The sequence below is a fragment of the Nocardioides sp. YJ-D4 genome, from assembly GCF_054031495.1.
On record NZ_CM132932.1, the window covers coordinates 5,946,654 to 5,962,854 of the forward strand.

Below are 16,201 nucleotides of genomic sequence, written 5' to 3' on the forward strand. Positions count from 1 at the left end.
ATTATGGGCAAATGGTACGACCGAAAGTCAACTGCGTGCCTCGGGTGAGTCACCCGGCGTGACGGAAGAGGCCCGCCAGGGCCTGGCCTCCACCGATGCACATCGTGACGATGCCCCACTCGCCGCCCGTGCGCTGCAGGTGCTTGGCGACTCGGACGGTGAGGTTGGCACCGGTGGCGCCGACCGGGTGACCGAGCGCGATGGCGCCGCCGTACGGGTTGGTCTTCTCCGGGTCGAGCTTGGCATCGCGCATCACCGCGACGGCCTGGGAGGCGAAGGCCTCGTTGAGCTCGATGATGTCGATGTCTCGCGGGGAGAGACCGGTCTGGGCGAAGAGCTTGTCGAGCGCGTACGTCGGTGCGTAGCCCATCAGCTCGGGCTCGTTGGCCGCCGTCGCCACCGCCTCCAGTGTGACCAGGCCGGTCAGCCCACGTTCCTTGGCCACCGACTCGCGCGCGAGAACGACAGCGGCCCCGCCGTCGTTGATCCCCGAGGCGTTGCCGGCCGTCACCGTGCCGTCCTTGGCGAACGCCGGGCGCAGACCCGCGAGGATCTCGGCGGTGGTGTCGGGCTTGGGGTGCTCGTCGAGCGAGACCGTGTGAGCCTTCCTGCCGGGCACCTCGACGGGGACGATCTCCTCGGCGAACGCCGCCTTGGCGGCCTCGGACGCGGCGCGATGCTGGGAGACCAGCGCGAACTCGTCCTGCGCCTCGCGCGAGACGCCGTACTTCTTCGCCACGTTCTCGGCGGTGATGCCCATGTGAATGCCGTGGAACGGATCGGTCAGCATCATCACGGTGCCGTCGACCAGCGACCGGTCGCCGAGGCGGTAGCCGTCCCGAGCGCCGAAGTCGTAGAAGGGCATGCGGGTCATCGACTCGTCGCCGCCCGCCAGCGCGAAGTCGACCCCGCCCCAGCGCATCTGCATCGCCGCGGACCAGATCGCCTGCAGGCCCGAGCCGCACAGGCGATTGACGGTGTACGCGGGCACGCTCTTGGGCAGGCCGGCCGTGACCGCCACGCGGCGGGCGTTGTAGGCGTCCGGCCCGACCTGGCCGATGCATCCCATGACCACCTCGTCGATGTCCTCGGGGACGACACCTGCTCGGCTCAGCGCCTCCTTGGCCGCGGCTGCCCCGAGCTCGTAGCCGGGGACGCTCTTGAAAGCGCCGCCGAAGCTGCCGATGGGCGTGCGGGCGCCGTCCAGGACGACGATCTTCTCGGGCTCTGGCATGGAAAAGCTCCCTCGGGTGGTTCGACGTGCGCGTGGGGATCTGATGGGTTCGTCGAAGGCAACCTAGCCACAGTTGCGACGGCCTGCCATGGACCTCACCTGTCGTCACTGGTGAGGGCGACAGTGACGCCGCGAAGACCTACAGCAACAGCACGCCACCGTCGACCGGAATGCCGACACCGGTGACGTACGCGGAGGCCGGGCTCGCCAGGAAGACCGCCGTGCTGGCGATCTCGACCGGATCGCCCAGGCGACCTGCCGGGACCCGTGCGTCGATGATCTTGCGCTGGTAGTTCGGGCTGTAGTTCGCGGTCGCCTCGGTGAGGAAGACGCCGGGCAGGATGGCGTTGACCCGGATTCCGCGCGACCCCCACTGCGCTGCCAGGTCCCTGGTCAGCCCGAGCACCCCGGCCTTCGACGCGCTGTAGCCGGCGGCCGGCATCTTCGCGGTGGTCACGGCCATCACGCTGGACACGTTCACCACGGCGCTCCCCGCCGGCATCACCCGTCCCGCCGCCTGCGCCATCCAGTAGGAGCCCATCAGATTGACGTCGACGACATGGCGGAAGTGCTCCGGGGGATCCTCGGTCGCGGCGTGGTATTCCCCGCCGATCCCGGCGTTGTTCACCAGTACGTCGCAGCCCCCGAGCCGGTCCGTGCACGTGTCGACCAGCCGGTTGCAGTGGTCCACGTCGGTCACGTCGGTCTCGACCGCGATGCAGCGCCGGCCCAACCCCTCGACCAGCGCGCGCGTCTCGTCGAGCATCTCGACGCGTCGCGCACCGATCGCGATGTCGGCGCCGGCCGCGGCGAGTCCCTGGGCGATGGTGACGCCGAGGCCGCTGGAGGCGCCGGTGACGATGGCGACCTTGCCGTCGAGACGGAAGCGTTCCTGCCAGGTCGGTGCGTCGATAGCCTGGGATGTCCGGGGAAGCATCCTTCCGTTCTACCCGCATCGGCCGCCGGCCACGACGGTTGCCTTCGGGCCCGGTGTGGGCACCTCCATCGCGCTCTCCGGTGGTGATTGCCGGAGCCGCCGGCACGCACGCAGAGTGGAACGGTGCGAGAACTCGATCCGGATGACCTCGTCCATCGCGCGACCGCTGCCGCCCGGCGTACTTCGCCCGGCGCGGTCGTACGCGGCCTGCGGCGGCTCGAGGGAGGCGTCTCCAGCCTCACCTTTGCCTCGAACCTGGTCGCCGACGGCGAGGACCGGCCGATCGTGGTCAAGGTCGCGCCGCCCGACCTGGCGCCCGTGCGCAACAGGGACGTGCTGCGGCAGGCAAGGGCGCTGCGCCGGCTGGCCGGGCTGCCGGGCTTCCCGGTGCCGGGAGTGCTATTCGAGGACGCGGGCGATCCGCCCGGCGTACCACCGATGTTCGCCATGGAGCTACGGCCGGGGGAGTCCTACGAGCCGCGGCTCGACGTATCCGAGGACCCTCCCGTCCCGGAGGTGGCCGCGGAACGGATGCGACGTGCCGCGCGTGCCTTGGCGCGGTTGCAGCACGGCACGCCGGAGTCCCTGGGTCTGGGCGACGAGCCCGTCTCGCGGGTCACCGACGAGCTGGGCCGCTGGCGGCGGCTCTTCGAGACTGTCGACCCCGACATCGCGGTGGGGCACGAGAAGCTCGGGGCCCGACTGGCCGGATGCGCACCGCGAGATATCTACCCTCGACTGCTGCACGGTGACTACCGCCTCGCCAACATGCTCTTCAGCGGTGCCGACCTGGAGGCCGTCATCGACTGGGAGATCTGGTCGGTCGGAGACCCGCGCTCCGACCTAGCGTGGCTGCTCATGCACGCCGACTCGGCGCACGTCTTCCACGAGGACCGCTCCCCGGCGGACCTGGCAGCCGGGTCGCGACTGCCCTCCCGGGCGGAGCTGGTCGAGGAGTACGCCGCCGCTCGGCGTGAGCTCGGCGCCACCGCGTACGAGGTTCGCGCGGCCGTCTCGGACCTGGAGTGGTTCCTCGGTGTCTGCTACTACAAGACCGCGTCCACGATCGCGGTCATCTACAAGCGTGAACGGCGGCGGGATGTCCCGGACCCCAAGCTCGAGGTCGCTGCCCGGCATCTCAGCGACGTCTTGGACGCCGGGCATGGGGCGCTGGATGAGGCGAACTGGTGAGCTCGCCAGTCACATATAATACAGATGGGGCCATCTAGTTCCGATTTCAGTCTAATATGAGCTGACTCTGTCGTCGCCGACGCGTCACCTGCGGGAGCGACGAGCATTCCAACCGTAGGGAGGACGCGCCATGAGCGACCTTGCCGAGTTCCGTGCCGTCGTCCGGAAGATCGCTGCCGAGCGGATCGCGCCGCACGCGGCGGAGGTCGATCGCTCGGGCCACCTGCCGGAGCAGGCCCGGGCAGCGTTCCGTGAGACCGGGCTGGCCGGGCTGGCGTTCCCGGTCGAGCTGGGCGGCTCGGGCGCGGACCTGCGCACCCAGGTGATGGTCGTCGAGGAGGTGGCCCGGGTCTGTGCGAGCTCTGCGAGCGTGCTGCTGACGCCGTGGGCCGCGATGACGCCGGTGGTGGCGTACGCCGATCCCCGGCTCGCCGCCGAGGTCGTCCCCGCGGTGGCACGCGGGGAGGAGCTGGCCAGCTTCTGCCTCACCGAGCCGACGGGTGGGACGGACCTTCCCGGACTCAAGACGCGGGCTGCGAAGGTCGACGGGGGCTGGCGGCTGAACGGGAGCAAGCGCTTCATCTCCAACGCGCCGCACTCGGCGTGGTACGCCGTGCTGGCCCGGACCGGCGAGGAGGGCTTCGGCGTCTTCATGGTCCCGGCCGGAGCCGACGGCCTCGGGTTCGGCAAGCCCGAGGAGAAGATGGGGATGCATGGCTTTCCCACTGCCGACGTCCACCTCGATGACTGCTTCGTCCCCGGCGAGCACGTCGTGGGGGACCCGACGCAGGGCTACCGCTACATGATGGACACCCTGACCTACACCCGGCCGCTGATCGCGGCCCATGCCCTGGGCATCGCACAGGGAGCCTTCGAGGAGGCGTTGTCGTACACCTCCGAGCGCGAGCAGTTCGGGACGAAGCTGGCCCAGTTCCAGATGGTGCGCGGCATGGTAGCCGAGATGGCGACGGCGATCGAGGCCGGGCGCGCGCTGCTGCACCGTGCCTGCGACCTGGCGTCGGAGAACACCAGCGAGGCGCGGGCCGCCGTGTCCATGGCGAAGCTCTTCTGTTCCGACACCGCGATGACCGTGACCACCAATTCCCTCCAGCTGCACGGCGGCAACGGCTACATGCGCGACTACCCGATCGAGCGGATGATGCGCGACGCCAAGGTCACGCAGATCTGGGAGGGCGCCAATGAGCTGCAGAAGCTGCTCGTCGCCAAGCATGCCTTCGCGGCGTACGCCAAGGACCACTGACCCGGACGCGGCGTCCCCCCTGCGCGGTTCGGTGGCTCGTTACTGGTTGCATGTGTCCATGACCGAAGGACTGGTACTGCCGAGGCAGCGGGGTGGACAGCCCCTGCTGCCGCCGCCGAGCGCCCGCTCCCTGCTGCTCACGACGGCGGGCGAGATGCTGCCGGACCGCCCCGAGGGCGCCTGGACGACGGCGCTGCTTCGCGTGCTCGGTGGGCTCGGCGTCGAGGACCACGCCGGCCGCCAGGTGCTGGCGCGGTCTGCGACCGCGGGCTGGTTGGATCGCGAGCGCGTCGGTCGGTCCGTACGCTGGCAGCTCGCCGGCCACGGTCGTGAGCTGGTCGCCGAGGGCGTGCGACGCTCGACGGCCTACCTGGCCGCGGACGACACCTGGGACGGCAGGTGGCTGCTGCTGTACGTCAGTGTTCCGCAGCAGCAGCGGACCACCCGGAAGCGCCTGTACGGCGGACTGGACTGGCTGGGGCTGGGGAACCCGACACCCGGTCTGTGGGTCACTCCTCACAACGAGCGGGTGCCGGAGCTGCGGCGGCTGATCAGCGATCTCGACCTGGAGGAGACGGCCGTGGCGGTCGCGGGACCAACGGCCGGGATCGGGCTGACGGATGCACAGCTGGTGGATCGTTCCTGGGACCTGACGCACCTCGCGGAGCAGTATCGCCGGTTCATCGACCAGGAGTCCGCGGCGCCGGAGCCGGCGGACGCGGACGCTGTCATGCTGACGTACCTGGACCTGCTCAACCTCCAGCAGCGGTTCATGCGCCGGGACCCTCAGCTTCCGTCAGCGCTGCTGCCGGAGTGGGTGGGGCGGGATGCCGCCGCCCTCCTGCGGGAGCGCCGCAGCGGGTGGGCGCAGAGGGCTCATGCGCGTTTCTGGCAGATCGTGGACGAGTCCGCCTGAACCGCCCGTCGTGCAGCGGTCAGGCGATGGAGACACCTCCGTTGACGCTGATCGCCTGTCCGGTGATCCGGGCCGCGGCGGGTCCGCCGAGGAACACGGCCATCGCCGCGAGGTCGGCCGGCTCGGCGACGCCCAGATGTGCCTGGCTGGCCGCTTTCTCGAACAGCTTCTTGCTGAAGCCGTCGCTCAGGACGTTCGCGGCGGTCGTCGTTCCTGCGATCAGGGACGGCGTGAGGATGTTGACCCGGACGCCGTTGCGCTTCGCCTCCAGGGCGGCGACCCGGCTGAAGACCACGATGGCGGCCATGGCGGCGCCGAGTGCGGCCTCGCCCGGTGTGGGGACCTTGGCCGCGTCGGAGGCGATGGTGATGACGCTGCCGCCACCCTGCTCCTGGAGGTAGGGGAGCACGGTCCGGGTCAGCAGCATCGGCGGCACCGCCTGGCCGACGAGGATCCGCTCGAGGTCGGCCGGATCGGTGCGGTGCAGGAGCTCGGGTCGGTACGCCGTCGTGGTTGAGGAGACCAGCACATCCAGGCCGCCGAGCCGCTCGTGGGCGGTGCCGACGGTGTCGGTGACCTGGGCCAGGTCGCCGGCATCGCATGCCAGGAACTCGATCCGAGCCTCTGGGCAGTGGTCGGCGACCTGCTGGCGGGCGGCCGCTCCGCGTCCTGGGTCGCGCCCGATCAGGGCGATCCTGCGTACGCCGGCGTCGGCGAAGGCCAGGGCGGTGGCGAGGCCGACGCCGGAGGTGCCGCCGGCGATGAGGACGGCGGAGTCGGCGTAGCTGCGGACGAGCGGGACGGTCATGGGAGCCTCCTGTGGGTTTTTACAAGTATGTTCACTGAGTGCCCTTGTCTGTCGAGAGTTTTGGTCTTACCTTTTGAGTGACACGGGTCACAATATGTGGCCGCCGAAGATACGACAGAGCGACACGGAGCGGACGATGGTCAAGACCTCCTATTGGCCGGCAGAGGCCGGAGATGTGCGCGCGGTCACCGTGTGCGAGGTGTTGCGGCATGCCGCAGCCACGGTGCCGGAGCGACTGGCTCTGGTCGACTGCGTCCCGGATCCGGCGCAGCGCCGGACCTGGACTTACGCCGAGCTGGTGGTGGACGCCGAGCGTGCCGCCCGTGCTCTTCTGCAGCACTACCAGCGCGGTGACAGGATCGCGGTCTGGGCGCCCAACAGCGCGGACTGGATCGTGCTGCAGCACGGCGTCGCGATGGCCGGCATGGTCCTGGTGGCGCTCAACCCGGCGTACCGGACGCGCGAGATGGCGTTCGTCCTGCGGCAGTCCGGGGCGGTGGCCTGCTTCTGCGTCGACGACTACCGTGGCTTCGATATGCGGTCGATGGTCGACAGCATCCGCGACGAGCTGCCCGACCTGCGCGAGGTGCGCTCGTTCGGCGAGTGGGCCGCGTTCCTCGACAGCGCGGACCCGGCCACGACGCTGCCCGAGATCGATCCCGAGGACATGATCCAGGTCCAGTACACCTCGGGGACGACGGGCTTCCCCAAGGGCGCGATGCTCCACCATTCGGGGTTGGTCAACGAGGCGACCTTCGTGGCCGAGCGCGCGGACTTCGGCGACGGCGACGTCTACGTGAACGCGATGCCGATGTATCACATCGGTGGCGGCTCGGTGACGTCCTTCGGCGCCTGGGCGAAGCGCGGGACGTTCGTGCTGCTTCCCGGGTTCGATCCCGCGCAGGTGCTGGAGGCCGTGGAGGCGTACGGAGGTACGCACTCGTTGCTGGTGCCCACGATGCTGATCGCGGTGCTCGACCATGCCGATGCCGCGACCCGTGACCTCTCTTCGTTCAAGACCATCCTCAGCGGCGCGGCATCGGTCCCCGCTGCCCTGGTTCGGCGCACCATGGCTCAGCTCGGGTGCCGGTTCTCGATCCTCTTCGGGCAGACCGAGACGCACGGAGTGATCAGCCAGACCCGCATCACCGACGCGCCGGAGGACCAGGCGGACACCGTCGGTCAGCCGCTCCCGCGGCTCGAGGTGAAGATTGCCGACCTGGGCACGGGAGAGCCGCTCCCGGTGGGCGAGGCCGGTGAGATCTGTGTCCGCGGCTACCAGAACATGCTCGGCTTCTACAACATGCCGCGCGAGACCGCCATGACCATCGACGCCGACGGCTGGCTCCACATGGGTGACATCGGGTCGATGGACGAGCGCGGGTTCCTCCGGGTCACGGGGCGGGCCAAGGACATGATCGTGCGCGGTGGCATGAACCTCTACCCGGCCGAGATCGAGGCCGTCCTGCTCGACCACCCGGCGATCGAGACGGCAGCGGTCATCGGCGTACCCGACGAGCGCTGGGGAGAGCAGGTAGGCGCGGTCCTCTGCCTGCGGGCGGGACACGAGAGACCGAGCGTCGCCGAGCTGACGTCGTTCGTCCGTGAGCAGATCGCGCCGCACAAGGCCCCGACCTTCTGGTCCTTCGTCGAGGAGCTCCCGATGACGCCGACCGGGAAGATCCAGAAGTTCGTGCTGCGGGACCGCATCGATGCCGGCTCCCTCGCCTTCGACGAGGTGCGGCAGACCACCTCCTGACTGCCGCACCGAACGCAGTAACGCCCGCCCCCGATCGGGGCGGGCGTTACTGCGCAGCAGGTGGTACGTCGTGCGGAGGGTCAGCCGCCGAGGCGGACCGGGAGACCGAGGTCGACGGTGGCGGGGGAGGTGGCGCCGATCGTGCCGTCGCAGGTGCCGCACGAGTGCGGCTCGCTCGGGCTGGGGAACATGTCCCCGGCACCGGCGACGTCGTCCACGACCGTACGCCCACGCCTGTCCGCGTCGCGGGCGAGGAGCGCGGCGCCGTACGCACCGGTGATCTGGGGGTGCTCGGGGACGAGGACCTCAGTGTTCAACGCGCGCGCCAGGAACTCGACGGCGGCCGGGTTCTGGGCGACCCCGCCGGTCAGCACGACCGGGTCGTGACGTCCTACCTGTGCCACCAGGGCCAGGGTGCGTGCGGCGATCGCCCGGTGCACCGAGGAGGCGATGTCGGCGATCGGTGCGTCTTGGGCGAGGAGAGAGACGATCTCGGTCTCGGCGAAGGTGGCGCACATCGTCGAGATCTCGAGGTCGTTGCTCCCGGACAGCGCGAGCGCGCCGAGCTCCTCGATCGGCACCTCGATCGACTGCGAGAGCACCTCGTAGAAGCGGCCGGTGCCGCTGGCGCAGCGGTCGTTCATGGCGAACTCCTGGACCAGGCCGTCGTCGTCGACGGTGATCGCCTTCGAGTCCTGGCCGCCGATGTCGATGACCAGGCGGCAGCCCGGGACCATCGCGGAGGTGCCTCGGGCGTGGCAGGTGATCTCGGTGAACGTACGCTGCGCGCCGGGCACCAGCCGCCGCCCGTAGCCGGTCGACACTGTCCCGGCGAGGTCGGCCGCGGCGATGCCCGCGCCGGTCAGCGCCTCGTCGACGGCTCTCTGCATGCCCGCCCGGGACACCGCGCCCATCGAGATCGTGCTCGAGGAGACGATCGTGCCCCCGGCGTCGATGACGACGGCCTTCGCCGTCGTCGAGCCGAGGTCGACGCCGAGGTAGCAGGGACCGGTCGTGCTCATGACGTCTGGGCCCGCTTGACGTCGATGGACTCGAGCATCGCGGCCAGTCGGCTCTCCAGGATCTCCTCCTTGTAGAAGGAGGCGTCGGCGACGTCGCCCTCGAAGAAGATCGACGGGATGCCGAGGTTGTTCTGCGCCGACCGGGCGAGCAGGCGCTGCGGGCCGGTGAAGGCCCGGCAGGTGCGGGTCGAGTGGAAGACGATGCCGTCGACGTCGTACTCCTCGCAGTCACGCAGGGTGAGGTAGTCGAGGGTCTTCGTCCCGTGGTTGGTCGGGCACAGCAGGTAGTGCTGGGCCATGCCGAGGAGCGGGTCCTCGGTGTCGATGAGCTGCGGCTCCTGCCAGAACGCGTTGGTGATGTAGCGACCCGCCATCACCGCGACGCCGTGCTCGGCGAACTTGCGCGAGAGGAAGCCGAGCTTGTTCCAGTTCATGATGCCGTCGAAGTAGACCCGGTAGCGCTCGTTCTCGATGCCGGTGATGCCGTTGTCGAGCCGGTGCCGGATCTCGTCGCGGACCGAGCCGAAGTAGTCGACGAGCTCCGGGGTGCCGGGCAGGAAGTTGATGGGGGCGATCGCCGAGATCCAGTCCCAGAACGTCGCGGGCGCGGGCTTGGCCTTGCACAGCTCGAGGCCCTCGCGGCGCAGCTCGGCGGCGCGCTTGATGTGGGTCATCGACTCGCGCAGCAGGTCCCAGTCGAACTTGTTGCCCGAGCGCTCCTCGAGCCAGCCGATCAGGTCGACCAGCTGGTCGCGCACGTAGCGCGACGCCGACTCCCACTCCTCGCCCTTGAGGTAGCCCGCGTCGGGCTTGTTGCCCCACAGGAACGGGTGCGAGATGTTGAAGATCGGCACCTCCTTGTCGAAGACCCGGTAGGAGATCTCGTCCCACTGCTGGCCGGTGCTGCAGCCGGCGTAGTTGTTGACGAAGTAGTCAGGTGCGGGCAGCCGGGAGGCCAGCTCGGCCTGGTCGTGCGCACCGACCACGCCGGTATTGACGCCTTCTTCGCCCTGGACCGTCAGGACCGCGCAGCCGAGGTGGGTGCGTGAGTAGGAGCAGAGCTCGGCGTTGTAGCCGTACTCGGCTCCGGCCAGCTGGGCCGGACCCTCCAGCTGCTGGGCGGCGAGCCGCGCCGCGAAGGCCTCGCCATGGCACCAGGCCAGTCCGGCGGCCTGGAAGATCGGGTTCAGTGCGCCGCCGTTGTACCAGACGATCTGCTTGCCGCGCTCGCGCGCGGTGAACAGATCGTCCCAGTACGCCGCGACCATCTGGTTGCCCCGACGGGTCGAGGCGAGCCGGTTGGTCCGGTCGACGGTGGGCGTGGTGGTGGGCATCGTGACGGTCATGGGGGCTCCTCGGTCAGGCATGGACGGGACGGTTGCGGTGGGTGCGCTCGACGAGTGCCTCGAGGCGGGTGCGGAAGGACTCCAGCGGGATCCCCTCGTGCTCGGTCTCGATGAGCAGCTGCGGGATGCCGGCGGCATCGAGGGCGCGGCGGAGCTCGGGGTAGAAGAGCATGTGCGGCTCGCAGAACTTCGGCATCAGGTGGACGATCGCCTCGGCGTCGCTGCGCCGGGCCGCGTCGAGCAGCCAGACATCCCAGTCGACGTCGTGCTGCACGCGGGTCGGGCAGGGGAGTGCGACGTTCCGGGCGGCATACCAGCGGGCGAGGGCCTCCATCGGGGGCACCGTCTCGTCCATGCCGGCCTGCAGGTAGCGGCGCCCGGTCCACAGATCGTCATCGACGACGACCGCACCGACCTCCTCGATCACCTCGAGCAGCTCGCGCCGCGGTGCGTGGCACAGGTGGCCCGAGAGGTGGACCCGGATCCGTTCGTCGCGCGGCTGCGGTGCGCGGTCCGCGACCACGGCCGACAGCAGCCCGTGGTGCTCGATGGGATCCATCACCTGCGCCGACGCGACGATGTCCTGCAGCTCCACCGGGCTGAACGCAGTGTCGCCGGCAGTGCGTGCGTCGAAGACCTGGCGCATCAGGTTGCGGTCGCGGTTGAAGGCTCGGATGCTCTCCTTCAGCGCGCCGTCCTCGATGGTGGTGCCGGCGAAGGTCTCCACCTCCGTGCGCAGGAGCGACATCATCTCGGCGATCTTCGCGCCTGCCAGGGTGTCGTTGAGCGAGCTGATCAGCTGGCCGAGGAAGACCGTCGTGCTCGGCTGGAGCTCGCGGACGATGTCGGTGGCGCCGAGCAGCTGGATGCAGTGGTCGGAGACGAACAGGCCGTCGTACTGGTCGAAACGGCCGGTGGCGGCCTGGTCGGCGAGGTTGCGCGTGTAGCCGCAGTAGAACTCCGGCAGGAAAGCGCGCCCCTCGGTCACCGGCTGCTGGTCGTCCGGGACGATCACGGCCAGGACGCCGGCGGCGTGGGCGAGCTCCCGCGGGAAGTTCATCGGGAGGACGCCGAGAACCTTGCCGCCGTCGTGGGCGGCGCGCCACGACGCGATGTGGCTCCTCGGGTCGCGGGCGATCGCCCGCAACGTCTTGAGCGCTGCTGCTCCCGTGCTCATCCGTGCCTCGTTCCGTGGTCTGTAGTTTGACGAATCTAGATATTCAGTCACCATCAGTGTAGAACGTCATGTGACATTCGTGAACCCCCGAGGAGCGATGAGATGACCCACGACGAAGCACCGATCTCCAACCGCTGGACCCGCCTGGTCGGCGTACGCCACCCGATCGTCCAGGAGGGCCTGGGTCCCTTCCGTACGCCGCGGCTGGCCGCCGCGGTGTCCGACGCCGGCGGGCTCGGGACCGTGTCGATGCCCGGTATGCCCGAGGACATCGAGAGCGGTGCGCGCACCTTCAGAGAGCACATCGAGGAGTGCGCGTCGCTGACCGACCGGCCGTTCGCGGTCAACATCCCGGTCGGCGTGGACGCGGCGGGCAAGGTGCTGCCGTTCACTGACACCTACATCCGGATGGTGCTGGCGCTGCGAGAGCAGGACAGCGAGATCGCCCGGCGGTTGACCGTCATGACCACCTCAGCCGGCTTCCCCGGTGACTACGTCGCGATGATCAAGGACGCCGGGATGATCCACCAGCACAAGGTCGGCGCCACGCGGCAGGCGGTGAAGGCGGCCGAGGCCGGCGTCGACGTCGTGCTGGCTGCGGGCTTCGAGATGGGCGGCCATGCGCCGGCGGCGAAGGTGCACACCTACGTCCTGGTCCCGAGCATCACCGAGGCAGTCGACGTACCGGTGCTGCTGACCGGTGGCGCCCGCGACGGTCGCGGTCTCGCAGCCGCGCTGGCTATGGGCGCCGACGGGGTCGCGATGGGGACCCGCTTCATCACCAGCCACGACAACAGCGACTGGCACCCGGCGTACATCCGGGCGCTGCTCGACGCCAAGGAGGGTGACGATGTGGCCTTCGACGGCGTCTACGGGCCCTGTCGCGGGCTGCGCAATGCTGCCTCGGAGGAGCTCCTAGCGCACGGTGCCACCGGTCTGCCCGAGGACCCGGTGGCTCTGGTGCGCTGGAAGATCGAGTCGATGCAGCGCGCGCAGACAACCGGTGACACCACCGACAGCCTGGTGATGACCGGGCAGGTCGCCTCCGCCATCCACGACCTGATCGACGTGGCCGAGTTCGTGCCTCGGATGGCGCAGGAGGCCGCCGACGTGCTCCGCGGGCTGACCGCCTCCATAGGCCAGGGTGCGCCGATGTCGCCGCCAGTCAGTTGTCTCAAGCCCCTGGATCGAGCAGGCCGGTGAGCCTGTCGCCGACCGCCACCATGGCCTCGGTCATCCGGTCGAGCATCTGCTCGGGGTTGCCAGGGCGCCCCTCCCAGCTGCGCAGGATCGCGATGTACACGCCCTGATGAGCGGAGGCGATCGCCATCGGGTAGGGGTGGATTGGCTCGACGCCCATCCGCTCAGCAACGAACGTGGCCACGATCGTGACCCACCGTCCCCACCGTTCAGCGGCCTCGGCTCGGAGCTCCGGGACGTTGTCGAAGAGTACGAACCGGTCCCACCACACTCCACGCATGTCCGTGCCGGCATGCACGGACTCCCGCACCGCCGATCGGATGGCGGCCATCGTGTCGTCCGTGGCGGTCGCCGTGAGCGAGGAATCCAGCTGCTCCAGGGCGCGGTCGAACCCAGCCCACACGATCGCCGCCTTCGTGCGGAAGTAGCGAAACACGGTCGAACGGCTAATTCCTATCTCGGCGGCGATCTGGTCCACCGAGACGGTCTCGTAGCCGACGCGCCGCCACAGCCGCATCGCCACCTCCTCGACGGTGGCCGGGGTCGAGACCGGCCGGCGGCCGGCGGTGCGGGGTCGGCGCGGCGTGGACATGTCGAAGATCCTCAGAACCGAAGAGTGCATATGGAACGGAGTATCAGAATAGCGGTGTCGCCTCGGCGCACCGTGATCGGTACGCCGAGGCGAACGGGAGGTTCAGGTCTGGGCGTGGAACGGGGTGCGCAGCTCGGGCTCGGCGATCCAGGTGCGCCGGTCCACCTCATAGATCTCGAAGTGGCTGCAGAAGCCGATGTCGTCCGCGGCGGCTTCCTTCCACGCCTCCGACTCGGCGATCTTGGCCTTGGACTCCTCGGAGTCGAACATCATCACGACCAGTGCGTCGGGCTGTGCCGCGCCGCCGATCACCGGCCAGCCTTCCTGCGGGTTCTTGTTCATGAACGACTCGTACCAGACCAGGCCGGGCAGAGAAGCACCTGCTCGGTCACGACATCGCCGTCGATCACACGAACGACGGCATCGTCACCGACCCCTCGACGAGCAAGGGCGTCACGTGGGAGTTCGACGCCCGCTGACCAGGTCGGTGGCTGGAGCCGGGTCAACAATTATGGAACGGAGTATCATAATAGCGATCGTGCGTCAGATCGGCGCGCGAGCCAGAAGAGGAGTGAGCAGACATGCTGGAGTTCGAAGGCCGGGTGGCGATCGTCACCGGTGCTGGTCAGGGGATGGGTGAAAGCCACGCGAAGACGCTCGCCGCCCGCGGTGCCCGCGTGATCGTCAACGACGTGGTCCAGGCGAATGCCGAAGCGGTGGTGAAGGCCATCACCGACGCCGGCGGGACGGCGATCGCCGACACCCACGACGTCTCTACCGACGGCGCCGAGATCGTCAGCGCCGCCATCGAAGCCTTCGGGAGGCTGGACATCGTCGTCGCCAACGCGGGCATCCTGCGCGTGGGACTCTTCGGCGAGCAGCCGCTCGACGAGTTCTGGAAGGTCTTTGACGTGTCGTTCAAGGGGACCGTCGAGGTGCTGTATGCGGCGTGGCCGCACCTGATCGAGTCCGGCAGTGGGCGCATCATCCTGGTGTCGTCGTCCGGTCTGCTGGCCAACCCGGGTGCCGCTGCGTACGGCGCCGCCAAGGGCGCGCTCTTCGCGCTGGGCAACACACTGGCGCTGGAGGGCGACCGAGTCGGCGTACAGGTCACCACCATCATGCCGACGGCATGGACCCCGATGACGGAGAACGCCTACAGCAATCCGACGATCATCTCGACCCTGCGCGACAAGATGGGCCCCGAGTACGTCTCCGGCTTCATCACGTGGCTGGCCCACCAGGACACGGTCGTGCACGGCGACTTCTTCGAGATCGGCGGCAATCACGCCGGACGACTCGTGATCGGTGGTCTGCCGCGGGTGTTCACCGCGGACGCCGCCCCGGAGAGCTGGACCGAGCACGCCGCGGCGCTGGCCGCCGGCTCGGATGAAGTCGAGCAGTTCTGGATCACGGGAGACCAGTTCGCCTCGGAGATGGTCGCCTCGAACCCGGCGGTCAAGGAGGCGTTCGCCGAGATCAACGCCGCCGACCTCGGCGCCTGACGCTGGGCCGCGGTCCGGGCCTGGCTGAGCGCCTTTCAGTACGCGAGGAACAGGATCTGGTCCCGGGTGTACTCGTGGTCTGGATGCTCGGATCTCAAGTGCACCCGGGTCCTCTCGACGAGCTCGTCGTCATCCTTGCCGACCAGATGAGCTCCACACGGGCAGGTCAGTTGCTTGTTCACAATCGTCACCTCTTCGAGACTCCGGGCATCGTCCGCTCCTGCGCGGTCCGAGCGACACTCCGATCGACTGTCGCAGAGACGGCCGATGTCGGGAAGGGGGTGCGAGACCGTGACGTCAGGACTGTGGTCAGCGGTGTCCAAACCGAGTAGGGGCTACTCGTGACACACGCCACACTCGCGGCTGAACGTAGGGGCTAAGGAAGCCACCCCTCGAACGGAGACGTCAGCATGAAGAGAGTCGAAGGCAAAGTCGCACTGGTCACCGGGGCTGCTCGGGGCCAAGGACGTGAGCACGCCGTCCGCCTGGCCGGGGAGGGCGCCGACGTCATCGCCCTGGACATCTGCGCCCCGGTCGACACGGTCAACTACCCCATGCCCGAGTCCGAGGACCTCGACGAGACCGCACGCCTCGTCGAGAAGACCGGGCAGCGGGTCGTCACCCAGGTGGTCGACGTTCGCGACCGGCAGGCCCTGGCCGCGGCCGTCGACGCGGGCGTCGCCCAGTTGGGCCACCTCGACATAGTCGTGGTCAACGCGGGGATCCTGAGCATCGCCCTCGACGAGCCCGAGGGTCACGAGTCCCGGAGCCGCGTCTGGCAGTCGACGCTCGATGTCAACCTCACCGGAGCCTGGAACACCCTCGAAGCTGTCACCCCGCACCTGGTCGGCGCAGGGCAGGGCGGGTCCATCGTGATCACGGCGTCCACCCAGGGCCTGAGGTACGCCGCCAACAACGACCTCGCGCTCACGGCGTACACGGTCAGCAAGCACGGCCTGGTGGGCCTCATGCGGTGTGCCGCCGCCGACCTCGCTCCGCACAACGTCCGGGTGAACTCGATCCACCCCACGGGCGTGAACACGCCGATGGTCACCAACGACGTCATGGTGGAGTACGGCGCGAAGCACCCGCGCTTGGGCGACCTGATGGGCAACCTGCTCGACGTGGGCGTGGTGGAACCGTGGGACATCAGCGAAGCGGTGCTCTACCTCGTATCCGACTCGGGCCGTTACGTCACCGGTGTCACGCTGCCCGTCGATGCAGGTCACCTGCTCAAGTAAGCACGCCGCCTC

At 69.1% G+C, this 16,201-nt stretch carries 15 protein-coding genes; 7 read left to right on the forward strand and 8 right to left on the reverse strand.

Annotated features, from left to right (window positions below):
* Window positions 1-49: 49 nt before the first annotated feature.
* Window positions 50-1,234 (reverse strand): thiolase family protein, encoded by a 1,185-nt coding sequence (locus tag ACW14X_RS28420; RefSeq protein ID WP_457164121.1) that lies wholly within the window; start codon window positions 1,232-1,234, stop codon window positions 50-52.
* 139 nt (window positions 1,235-1,373) lie between these two features.
* Entirely contained in the window at window positions 1,374-2,171 is a 798-nt protein-coding gene (locus ACW14X_RS28425; RefSeq protein ID WP_457164122.1) for an SDR family NAD(P)-dependent oxidoreductase, read from the reverse strand.
* A gap of 123 nt (window positions 2,172-2,294) precedes the next feature.
* Here ACW14X_RS28425 and ACW14X_RS28430 point away from each other — a divergent pair, with 123 nt between their 5' ends.
* The 3 genes from ACW14X_RS28430 to ACW14X_RS28440 all read left to right on the forward strand — a co-directional run bounded on the left by ACW14X_RS28430 (window position 2,295) and on the right by ACW14X_RS28440 (window position 5,539).
* Complete coding sequence (locus ACW14X_RS28430; protein WP_457164123.1) at window positions 2,295-3,362, forward strand: phosphotransferase family protein; 1,068 nt, start codon at window positions 2,295-2,297, stop codon at window positions 3,360-3,362.
* Between the two features lie 130 nt (window positions 3,363-3,492).
* Window positions 3,493-4,623, forward strand: a complete 1,131-nt coding sequence (locus ACW14X_RS28435) for an acyl-CoA dehydrogenase family protein (RefSeq protein ID WP_457164124.1) — start codon at window positions 3,493-3,495, stop codon at window positions 4,621-4,623.
* A gap of 58 nt (window positions 4,624-4,681) precedes the next feature.
* Window positions 4,682-5,539: a PaaX family transcriptional regulator gene (locus ACW14X_RS28440; RefSeq protein ID WP_457164125.1), complete on the forward strand. Its 858-nt coding sequence runs from the start codon at window positions 4,682-4,684 to the stop codon at window positions 5,537-5,539.
* A 19-nt stretch (window positions 5,540-5,558) separates the two neighbouring features.
* Here ACW14X_RS28440 and ACW14X_RS28445 read toward each other — a convergent pair whose 3' ends face one another.
* Window positions 5,559-6,347, reverse strand: coding sequence for an SDR family NAD(P)-dependent oxidoreductase (locus tag ACW14X_RS28445; RefSeq protein ID WP_457164126.1), 789 nt, complete (start codon window positions 6,345-6,347; stop codon window positions 5,559-5,561).
* Window positions 6,348-6,483: 136 nt separating this feature from the next.
* Between ACW14X_RS28445 and ACW14X_RS28450 the strand changes: the two genes are divergently transcribed.
* On the forward strand, window positions 6,484-8,106 hold the full coding sequence (locus ACW14X_RS28450) for an AMP-binding protein (protein WP_457164127.1): 1,623 nt from the start codon (window positions 6,484-6,486) through the stop codon (window positions 8,104-8,106).
* Window positions 8,107-8,186: 80 nt separating this feature from the next.
* On the opposite strand, the gene ACW14X_RS28455 is transcribed toward ACW14X_RS28450, so the two are convergent.
* From ACW14X_RS28455 to ACW14X_RS28465, 3 genes are read right to left on the reverse strand one after another with little or no spacing between them, the layout of a single operon-like run.
* Window positions 8,187-9,128 (reverse strand): acyl-CoA dehydratase activase, encoded by a 942-nt coding sequence (locus tag ACW14X_RS28455; protein WP_457164128.1) that lies wholly within the window; start codon window positions 9,126-9,128, stop codon window positions 8,187-8,189.
* Entirely contained in the window at window positions 9,125-10,474 is a 1,350-nt protein-coding gene (locus ACW14X_RS28460) for a 2-hydroxyacyl-CoA dehydratase subunit D (protein ID WP_457164129.1), read from the reverse strand. Before ACW14X_RS28460 ends, ACW14X_RS28455 begins: the two co-directional genes overlap by 4 nt.
* Before the next feature lie 13 nt (window positions 10,475-10,487).
* Window positions 10,488-11,651 (reverse strand): 2-hydroxyacyl-CoA dehydratase subunit D, encoded by a 1,164-nt coding sequence (locus ACW14X_RS28465; RefSeq protein WP_457164130.1) that lies wholly within the window; start codon window positions 11,649-11,651, stop codon window positions 10,488-10,490.
* A gap of 102 nt (window positions 11,652-11,753) precedes the next feature.
* Here ACW14X_RS28465 and ACW14X_RS28470 point away from each other — a divergent pair, with 102 nt between their 5' ends.
* Entirely contained in the window at window positions 11,754-12,854 is a 1,101-nt protein-coding gene (locus ACW14X_RS28470) for an NAD(P)H-dependent flavin oxidoreductase (protein ID WP_457164131.1), read from the forward strand.
* Here the strand turns inward: ACW14X_RS28470 and ACW14X_RS28475 are convergent.
* Together ACW14X_RS28475 and ACW14X_RS28480 are read right to left on the reverse strand one after the other, a co-directional pair.
* Complete coding sequence (locus ACW14X_RS28475; RefSeq protein WP_457164132.1) at window positions 12,826-13,443, reverse strand: TetR/AcrR family transcriptional regulator; 618 nt, start codon at window positions 13,441-13,443, stop codon at window positions 12,826-12,828. The genes ACW14X_RS28470 and ACW14X_RS28475 overlap by 29 nt on opposite strands.
* A 102-nt stretch (window positions 13,444-13,545) precedes the next feature.
* Window positions 13,546-13,785, reverse strand: a complete 240-nt coding sequence (locus ACW14X_RS28480) for a hypothetical protein (protein WP_457164133.1) — start codon at window positions 13,783-13,785, stop codon at window positions 13,546-13,548.
* A 239-nt stretch (window positions 13,786-14,024) separates the two neighbouring features.
* Between ACW14X_RS28480 and ACW14X_RS28485 the strand changes: the two genes are divergently transcribed.
* Together ACW14X_RS28485 and ACW14X_RS28490 are read left to right on the forward strand one after the other, a co-directional pair.
* Window positions 14,025-14,948 (forward strand): SDR family NAD(P)-dependent oxidoreductase, encoded by a 924-nt coding sequence (locus ACW14X_RS28485; RefSeq protein ID WP_457164134.1) that lies wholly within the window; start codon window positions 14,025-14,027, stop codon window positions 14,946-14,948.
* A 410-nt stretch (window positions 14,949-15,358) separates the two neighbouring features.
* Window positions 15,359-16,189, forward strand: a complete 831-nt coding sequence (locus ACW14X_RS28490) for a mycofactocin-coupled SDR family oxidoreductase (protein WP_457164135.1) — start codon at window positions 15,359-15,361, stop codon at window positions 16,187-16,189.
* Window positions 16,190-16,201: the final 12 nt, after the last annotated feature.